Raw genomic sequence first — 8,366 nt, forward strand, 5'->3', positions numbered from 1 at the left:
GAATCGGGGCGGACCATGACCACCGAGGGGGTGGCCTGCACCAGCCCGCGGTGCGGCCCGGCGCCGGGCCCACGCACGTCGAGGTATGCCAGCGGGCGGGCCCAGTCGACCCAACCGACGAGGTGGGTGCGGCTGCCGCCGGTGCCGACGACGAGCCGGACCCCGGCCCGGACGGCGCGGTAGTTGGTGACTCGGGTCGCCGCCAACCGCTCGGACTCGGCGCCGGTCAACGCGCGGGCCGGGGCGTTCGACCCGGGCACCCAGTCGAGCAGCCCGGCCACCAGGGCGGCGGCGGACGCGGCGGCGACCACGGACAGGGCGGCGAGGGTGGCGCGCCGGTGCGTCGGCTCCTCTGGTGGCGGTTCGCCGGCGGAGACGTCCGGTGGGGCGGGCACGGCGCGCAGACCGGGGTCACGGCGTCGCCGGCCGCGCCCCCGGCGTCGCTCGGGGGAGGTGTCCACGAGGGATGAACGCCCGGCGGGGCGGGAGGGTGACGAGGTGACCGGGCAGGGGCGCTCGCGGCGGCCGGTCTGCGCTCTCGGCGCGACCACGCCGGGTGCGCACGCCGGCGATGTCCGGGTGCTGCGACCTCGCGTGCCGGGGGTGGGAGCCCGATGAGGGCCCGGCCACCGACCCGGTCGGCCGCCGCGAGCGGCCTACGGCCTTCAGGCTAGCGCGGCGAGATGCGCCTCACAATGGCAATATCGAAGCCGATCAGGGACCTTCGGTAGCCGCCCGGAGTGTCGGACCTCCGGCGTACCGTGGGGTCATGGCGCTCGACATTCCCCGGCTGGACGGCCGCTTCCAGGTCGTCAGCGAGTTCCAGCCCGCTGGTGACCAGCCGGCAGCGATCGACGAGCTGGAGCGTCGGGTTCGGCGCGGTGACCGTAACACGGTGCTGCTCGGCGCGACCGGCACCGGCAAGAGCGCCACCACGGCCTGGCTGGTGGAGCGGTTGCAGCGGCCGACCCTGGTGCTGGCTCCCAACAAGACGCTCTGTGCCCAGCTCGCCAAGGAGTTCAGCGAGCTGCTCCCGCACAACGCGGTGGAGTACTTCGTCTCGTACTACGACTACTACCAGCCCGAGGCATACATCCCGCAGACCGACACCTACATCGAGAAGGACTCCTCGATCAACGAGGAGGTCGAGCGGCTGCGGCACTCGGCGACCATGTCGCTGCTCACCCGCCGCGACGTGATCGTGGTCGCCACCGTCTCGGCCATCTACGGCCTGGGCACCCCGGAGGAGTACCTCGACCGGGCCGTCCGGGTCGTCGCCGGGCAGGAGCTCGACCGCGACCAGTTGCTGCGCCGGCTGGTCGACATCCAGTACACCCGCAACGACGTCGCCTTCCAGCGGGGGACGTTCCGGGTCCGCGGTGACACGCTCGAGATCATCCCGGCGTACGAGGAACTGGCCGTCCGGATCGAGCTCTTCGGTGATGAGGTGGAGAAGCTCTACTACCTCAATCCGCTCACCGGCGACGTGGTCCGCGAGGTCGACCAGCTGGTCATCTTCCCGGCAACCCACTACGCGGCCGGGCCGGAGCGGATGGAGCGGGCGATCCGTGACATCGAGACCGAGCTGGGCGAGCGGCTGGCCGAGCTGGAGCGGCAGGGCAAGCTGCTGGAGGCCCAGCGACTGCGGATGCGCACCAGCTACGACATCGAGATGATGCGGCAGGTCGGCTTCTGTTCCGGCATCGAGAACTACTCGATGCACATGGACGGGCGGCTGCCCGGCAGCCCGCCGCACTGCCTGCTCGACTATTTCCCCGACGACTTCCTCACCGTGGTCGACGAGTCGCACGTGACCATCCCGCAGATCGGCGGCATGTACGAGGGCGACGCGTCTCGCAAGCGGATGCTGATCGACCACGGTTTCCGCCTGCCCAGCGCCGCCGACAACCGGCCGTTGCGTTTCGACGAGTTCCTGGAGCGGGTCGGCCAGATGGTCTTCCTCTCCGCCACCCCCGGCCCGTGGGAGCTGGAGCAGGCCCAGGGCGAGTTCGTCGAGCAGGTGATCCGCCCGACCGGGCTGGTCGATCCGGAGGTCGTGATCAAGCCCACCAAGGGCCAGATCGACGACCTGATGCACGAGATCAAGCTGCGCACCGAGCGTGACGAACGCGTGCTGGTCACCACGCTGACCAAGAAGATGGCCGAGGATCTCTCGGACTACCTGCTGGAGAACGGCATCCGGGTGCGTTACCTGCACTCCGAGGTCGACACCCTGCGCCGGGTCGAGCTGTTGCGCGAGCTGCGCAAGGGCGACTACGACGTGTTGGTCGGCATCAACCTGCTCCGGGAGGGCCTGGACCTGCCCGAGGTGTCCCTGGTGGCGATCCTCGACGCCGACAAGGAGGGTTTCCTGCGCAGCGGCCGGTCGCTCATCCAGACCATCGGCCGGGCCGCCCGCAACGTCTCCGGTCAGGTCCACATGTACGCCGACAAGATCACGCCCTCCATGGCGGCGGCGATCGACGAGACCGACCGGCGGCGGGCCAAGCAGATCGCGCACAACGAGGCCCACGGCATCAGCCCCGAGCCGCTGCGCAAGAAGATCCACGACATCCTCGACGACATCTACCGCGAGGCGGAGGACACCGAGGCGTCCCGGGTCGGCGGTGCGGTGCGGCAGCTGTCCCGGGGCAAGGCGCCGGTGAAGGAGACCCGCAGCCGGCCACGGGCGGCCGGGGCCGGCCCTTCCCGGGAGGGGATGGCCCGGGCCGACCTGGCCCAGCTCATCCAGGAGCTCAACGACCAGATGCTGGCCGCCGCCCGGGAATTGCAGTTCGAGCTGGCCGCCCGGATTCGTGACGAGGTCGCCGAGCTCAAGAAGGAGCTGCGCGGGATGGACGCTGCCGGGGTGAAGTGACCGACAGCGGGGCGTGGGCGCGGTCGAGCTCGTCGTGGGGCGGCCCGACGCCCGGCTGCGCCCCTTCGTCGCCCGGTACCTCGGTAATCGGGATGCCTCGGCGCTGCTCCTGGTGTGTCGGCAGGCCGCCGGCGCATTCGTGGTGGTCATCCTCGGTGCTGGGGTGCGCCGCTGGACGTCGTTGACCCGCGTTCGGTCGAGCGCGGCGCGTACGGGGTGGACTCGTTCGTGGCGGGCACATTCGACGCTGCTGCACCACCCGCACGATCGGGGTCGGCGGTGAGCGGCCGGCGGGTGCCGCTCCGCTCGCCGGTGGCGCCGAGGGGGCCGCCCACCACGGTTACTCCGACCAGTCGCCCCGCGCTGCCGCCGGAGCGGCCTGCTGTGGCCCGGATCGTTTGGTTCCCGCCGGCTGGCCGTCACCACCGAGGGACATGATGGACGGTTGCATTCTGCGAGCAAGGTATTGCAGTGGGTGATGGTCCTGCGTACTCTCCGTCGTGGGGAGGTGGGGATGCCGTTGTCATCAAGTCCGGTCATTCGGCGTGCGCGACTGGGCGCCGAGCTACGCCAGTTGCGCAGGCGCAAGGCGCTCACCCTGGAACAGGTCTGTGGCCTGCTGGGGTGGGCGTCCACCTCCAAGCTGTCCCGCATCGAGCTGGGGCAGAGTCGGCCGGACCTCGCCGACGTGCTGGACCTGCTGGACGTCTACCAGGTCCCGGTGCCGCAACGCGACGAGCTGATCGTCATCGCGCGGGACGCGGCGACCAGCCGCGGCTGGTGGCGGACGCTCGGTGAGATGCACGAGCGGCAACGCACGTACGCCGAGCTGGAGGCGGGCGCGGCGAGCATCGTGGAGTACCAACCGGCCGTCGTGCCCGGCCTGCTCCAGTCGCCGGGCTACGCCCGCCTGCGCATCGGCGCCGGCCGGCTGCTGCATCCGGAGGTCGACGTCGAGGCGGACGTTCGGGCGCGGCTGCTGCGTCAGCAGGTGCTGCGCCGTCCCGACCCGCCTCGCTACACCGCCCTGCTCGACGAGCGGGTCTGTGACGGTGGCGGCGTCACGCCGGAGGTGTGGCAGGAGCAGTTGGCGCACCTGCTCGCGCTGGTCGAGCTACCGCATGTCATGGTCCGGGTGGTGTCCCGTTCCGCCGTGCCGCACGGCGGCGTGCATCCGTTGACCGGCTACTCCAGTTACTCGTTTCCCGATCCCGCCGATCCGCGCACGGTGATGCTGGAGACGCTCACTGCCGACGTGCGTCTGGCGACCGACGGCGACGTGGCGCGGTACGAGCGGGTGACCGACTGGCTGGCGTCGGTCGCGCTCGACGGGGAGGAGACCGCCGCTCTGTTGCGCGACCGCGCTGCCGGAGCGGTCGACGGGGGCCGTCCGGCCGGCGGCAGCGTCCTGCGGTAGCCCGGCCCGGCAAAGTTCGTGGTGGTTGACCGGCTCCAAGCCGATGTGCCGCAGCCGGCGGCGAGAGCGACCGCCGCGCCGATGCCGGGCCGCCCGGTCACGCCGTCACCAGCGCCTCCCGACCCCTCGTGGGCAGTAGTCCACCCGAGGGGTCGGGCCGGCGCGACACGGCGAGGTTGCGCGGCCACCGATCCCGGCGCCCCCGAACGCGTCGGGGCCGGTGTGCCGCGCGTGCGTCCGCACGGTAACCGAGAGGTGCGACAACTTCGGGTGGGAACCGGTGGTGGCTCAGGCGGGTACGTCGACGAAGTGCTCGACCCGGGGTGGGCCGGCGAAGTGCGGCCCGATCAGGGCGCGCCACCTGCCGAACAACTCGGTGGCTCGGAAGTTCTCCTCATGCGCCTCCACCGAATCCCACTCGACCAGCAGCACGAACCGGCTCGGGCTTTCGATGCCCCGGGTCATCCGGACCGACCGGCAGCCCTCGGCGGCCGTGATGATCGCATGCGCCTGCGCGTACGCGGCGGCGAACTCGTCCTCGTGTCCGGGAGTTACGTCGATGAGCGCGACCTCAAGCACCATGCCCGAAGCTTCGCACGTCCGCCGGGACGCCCGTCCGCCGGGTTGGATCGTCTCCGCACATGGCCGACGCTGCCCGCGCCGCCCGCACCCGCGTTCGGCGCCGCCGCCCCAGTCGGAGCCGGCAGACTTGGCCTCGTCATGCACCTAGCCTCCTAGGAAACTCTACCGGATGTGGCCCGCGAAAACGTGATGCTGCCAGCAATCCGAGAGTCCGGAGGTGCGCCGCCGACCCTGGATGGTGAACAATGGCCGCCGAGGAGGGGAGTATTCCCCCGCGACGGAGTCGTCAGCACGGTCGGCCGCCAACCCCCGGCATCCGACCCGGCTCCATCGGTCAACGTCCCGCTCGCGGGCCGCTGGCGGAAGAGACCTCCGACAGCCACCTCAGCTCGCGTCACCGCCCACCCTGCCGCCACCCGGCGTTCCGGTGTGCCCCAACGCGGCGTGTCTGCCGGAGGAATGCATTGAACGTGTCTGGAATGGTGTGGGCGGGAACACTCGTCGCACTGACGGCGGTCCTGCTGGTCGACCTCCTCATCGTCGGCCGGCGGCCGCACGAACCCAGCATCCGTGAGTCGAGCCTCTGGGTCGGTTTCTACGTCGGGTTGGCCCTGATCTTCGGCGCCGGCCTGTGGATCACCAGCGGTGCCAGCGCAGCCGGCCAGTTCTACACCGGCTGGCTGACGGAGTACAGCCTCTCGGTGGACAACCTGTTCGTCTTCGTCATCATCATGGCCCGGTTCGGGGTGCCCCGGCAGTACCAGCAGAAGGTGCTGCTCATCGGCATCGTGCTGGCCCTGGTGATGCGCGGCGGCTTCATCGCGGCCGGAGCCGCGCTGATCTCGCAGTTCTCCTGGGTCTTCTACCTCTTCGGCGCCTTCCTGATCTACACCGCGGTCAACCTGGCCCGACAGGGAGAGCCGGACGAGGGCGAGTTCAGCGAGAACGTCCTGATCCGGTGGAGCCGCAAGGCGCTGCCGATCTCCCGGGACTACGACGGCGCGAAGCTGGTCACGCACCAGTTGGGCCGGCGGCTGTTCACCCCGATGCTGATCGTGATGATCGCGATCGGCACCACCGATCTCATCTTCGCGCTGGACTCGATCCCGGCGATCTTCGGGATCACCCAGGAGCCGTACCTGGTCTTCACCGCGAACGTCTTCGCGCTGATGGGCCTGCGTCAGCTCTACTTCCTGCTCGGCGGCCTGCTGGACCGACTGATCTACCTCAGTTACGGCCTGGCGGTGGTGCTCGGCTTCATCGGCGTCAAGCTGGTGCTGGAGGCCCTGGCCGACAATCAGGTGCCGTTCATCAACGGCGGGGAGCACGTCGGTTGGGCCCCGCACATCCCGATCTGGCTGTCACTGATGATCATCCTCGGCACCCTCGCCGTGGCCACGGCGGCCAGCCTGGTCAAGTCCTCCCGTGACCGGCGTCGTGAGCTGGTCGAGGCGCGTCGCTGACCCACGGTGTCCAATGCCGCCGAGGGGCGTCCTTCCACCCGGGGCGCCCCTCGGCGTGTACGGAGAAACCCGGTCCACGGCCGCCGGCGTCGCGGGCCTGCTCGGTACGCCGGTGGGCGCGTACCGCCCCGTGTCATGTGCGGCACCCCGTACGCAAGCGGGGCGCGGAGAGGGGACGTCGGATGGTCGGGCAGGACTGGCAGTTGGTGGGCGCGCCCAACGCCCGTGACCTGGGCGGGCTGCCCACCGTCAACGGCCGGCGGGTGCGTGCCGGCCGGCTGCTGCGCACCCCGGCGCTGGGTCGGCTGACCGACGAGGATCTGCCGGTGCTGGGCAGGCTCGCGCCGGCCTGCGTGGTGGACCTGCGGGACGCCTCGGAGATGTCGGTGGCCCCGGCTGACCGACTGGTCGGTCAACCGCGGGTGGTGCACCTGCCGGTGCTCGACCCGGCGCACCCGGTCTTCACGTACGTCTCCGCGGTGCTGCTCGGCCACGACCTGGAGGCGTACGACGAACTGGCCGAGGAGGGGACGCCGGCGGCCATGGCGGCGATCTACCGGTGGTTCGTCACCGGGGAGCCGGCTCGGGCCGGGTTCGGGGCGGCGGTGCGGCTGGCCGCCGAGGCGTCGAACCTGCCGCTGCTGTTCCACTGCTCGGCCGGCAAGGACCGCACCGGCTGGCTGGCGGTGGTGCTGCTGACCGCGCTGGGCGTCGACGACGCCGCGATCCGGGCCGACTATCTGCGTAACAACGAGCTGTCCGCGAGCCTGCGCGAGGTGCTGCTGGAGGCGATGACGCGACGGCACCCGTCGCTGGACCCCGAGACGGTGCGGCCGGTGCTGGAGGTGCGGCCGGAGTACCTGGACGCCGCGTACGACGAGGTGCGCCGGGTGCACGGGTCGTTCGAGGCGTACCTGCGCGTGGGGTTGGGCGTCACCGACGAGGTGCGCGCCGCGCTGCGGGAGCAGCTGCTGGAGTAGCGGCCCGGCTGCGGTGGGTGGCCGGCGACCCCGCACGGGACCGCAGTGGCGGAGTCTCGCGGGTGCGGGTGCGGGTGCGGGTGCGGATCAGTCGGTCAGATGGTGCCGGGCCGCCCAGGCCGCCGCCGAGATGTCCGCGACCAGGCGGCAGCCGTCGTCCGTCAGTTCCTGCCCGGCTGCCGGCCCGGTGGTGGTGCAGACGGCGATGACGTACGGCGGGGCGTCGTCCGGGAAGACGACTCCGGCACCGTGCCGCACTCCGCGTACCCAGCCGTTCTTGTGAGCGATCCGGGTGCCTGCCGGCAGGCCCGCGGCGAGGTCCTCGCGGCGCTCCTGGGCCAGCAGCACATTGACCATCTCGGCGCACGCAGCCGGTGCGGCGAGCGGTCCGGGCCGGTCGACCCCGCTGACCAGACCGCCGAGCAGCGCGGCCAGGTCGGCGGCGGTGACCAGGTTGGTGATGCCGACCTCCCGGGCGGCGAGGTCCTCGATGCCCCGGGCGGTGACGCTGTGCCGGGCACCGGCCAGCGCCCAGGACCGCGCCACCGCCGGCAGCCCGACCTGGTCGAGCAGGATGTTGGTTGCCAGGTTGCTGGAGCGGGTGATCATCCGGTGCGCGAGCCAGCGCGGGGAGGCGGTCCCGCCGACGCGTTCCCAGACCGCGTCGTCGTTGTCGTAGTGACGGGAGCAGGAGAACCTCCGCGCGCCCGGCCGGGCGGACTCGAACTCGTTCACCACGGTGACCGGGGTGTCGAGATCGATTTCGTCCGCTTCGGCGGCCCGGTGTAGGGCGAGTAGCACCCCTACCTTCATGGTGCTGGCCGCGTAGTGCGTCGCGGCCGGCTGCCGGGTCCAGGCGGGTGGGCCGTCCAGCCGTCCCACGTACGCCGACACGGTGCCGGGCACCCGGTCCAGCCGGGCGTCGAGATCGTCCCAGCTCATGCGCCGACCGTAACGGATCCCACGCCGCTCGCCCCGGCCCGCGCCCGGTTTGATCATGAGGTTGACCGTTTTGTGGATCTTCAAACCACCGTCAACTTCATGAT

6 protein-coding genes and 1 pseudogene are annotated in these 8,366 nt (G+C 71.3%); 4 read left to right on the plus strand and 3 right to left on the minus strand.

From position 1 onward, the window contains the following. Positions 1 to 404: pseudogene (locus E1193_RS28020) on the minus strand (hypothetical protein); the annotation flags it as partial. A 365-nt stretch (positions 405 to 769) separates the two neighbouring features. On the opposite strand from E1193_RS28020, the gene uvrB reads away from it, so the two are divergent. Both uvrB and E1193_RS28030 read left to right on the plus strand, forming a co-directional pair. Then, on the plus strand, positions 770 to 2,878 hold the full coding sequence (gene uvrB / locus E1193_RS28025) for an excinuclease ABC subunit UvrB (protein WP_132186176.1): 2,109 nt from the start codon (positions 770 to 772) through the stop codon (positions 2,876 to 2,878). A 514-nt stretch (positions 2,879 to 3,392) separates the two neighbouring features. After that, positions 3,393 to 4,295 (plus strand): helix-turn-helix transcriptional regulator, encoded by a 903-nt coding sequence (locus tag E1193_RS28030; RefSeq protein ID WP_132186177.1) that lies wholly within the window; start codon positions 3,393 to 3,395, stop codon positions 4,293 to 4,295. Positions 4,296 to 4,583: 288 nt separating this feature from the next. Here E1193_RS28030 and E1193_RS28035 read toward each other — a convergent pair whose 3' ends face one another. Further along, on the minus strand, positions 4,584 to 4,877 hold the full coding sequence (locus tag E1193_RS28035; protein WP_132186178.1) for an antibiotic biosynthesis monooxygenase family protein: 294 nt from the start codon (positions 4,875 to 4,877) through the stop codon (positions 4,584 to 4,586). A gap of 464 nt (positions 4,878 to 5,341) precedes the next feature. Between E1193_RS28035 and E1193_RS28040 the strand changes: the two genes are divergently transcribed. Together E1193_RS28040 and E1193_RS28045 are read left to right on the plus strand one after the other, a co-directional pair. Next, a complete protein-coding gene (locus E1193_RS28040) occupies positions 5,342 to 6,340 on the plus strand; it encodes a TerC family protein (RefSeq protein WP_132186179.1) in 999 nt (332 codons plus the stop codon). A gap of 182 nt (positions 6,341 to 6,522) precedes the next feature. After that, on the plus strand, positions 6,523 to 7,320 hold the full coding sequence (locus E1193_RS28045) for a tyrosine-protein phosphatase (RefSeq protein ID WP_132186180.1): 798 nt from the start codon (positions 6,523 to 6,525) through the stop codon (positions 7,318 to 7,320). Between the two features lie 87 nt (positions 7,321 to 7,407). On the opposite strand, the gene E1193_RS28050 is transcribed toward E1193_RS28045, so the two are convergent. Beyond that, complete coding sequence (locus tag E1193_RS28050) at positions 7,408 to 8,262, minus strand: serine hydrolase (RefSeq protein ID WP_132186181.1); 855 nt, start codon at positions 8,260 to 8,262, stop codon at positions 7,408 to 7,410. Positions 8,263 to 8,366: the final 104 nt, after the last annotated feature.

The organism is Micromonospora sp. KC606 (genome assembly GCF_004348675.1).
GTDB lineage: Bacteria > Actinomycetota > Actinomycetes > Mycobacteriales > Micromonosporaceae > Micromonospora.

Excerpts from the sequence above, each read along its gene's own strand:
- E1193_RS28045 (WP_132186180.1), top strand. The coding sequence starts at position 6,523 with ATGGTCGGGCAGGACTGGCAGTTGGTGGGCGCGCCCAACGCCCGTGAC.
- uvrB (WP_132186176.1), top strand. The coding sequence starts at position 770 with ATGGCGCTCGACATTCCCCGGCTGGACGGCCGCTTCCAGGTCGTCAGC.
- E1193_RS28050 (WP_132186181.1), bottom strand. The coding sequence starts at position 8,262 with ATGAGCTGGGACGATCTCGACGCCCGGCTGGACCGGGTGCCCGGCACC.
- E1193_RS28030 (WP_132186177.1), top strand. The coding sequence starts at position 3,393 with ATGCCGTTGTCATCAAGTCCGGTCATTCGGCGTGCGCGACTGGGCGCC.
- E1193_RS28035 (WP_132186178.1), bottom strand. The coding sequence starts at position 4,877 with ATGGTGCTTGAGGTCGCGCTCATCGACGTAACTCCCGGACACGAGGAC.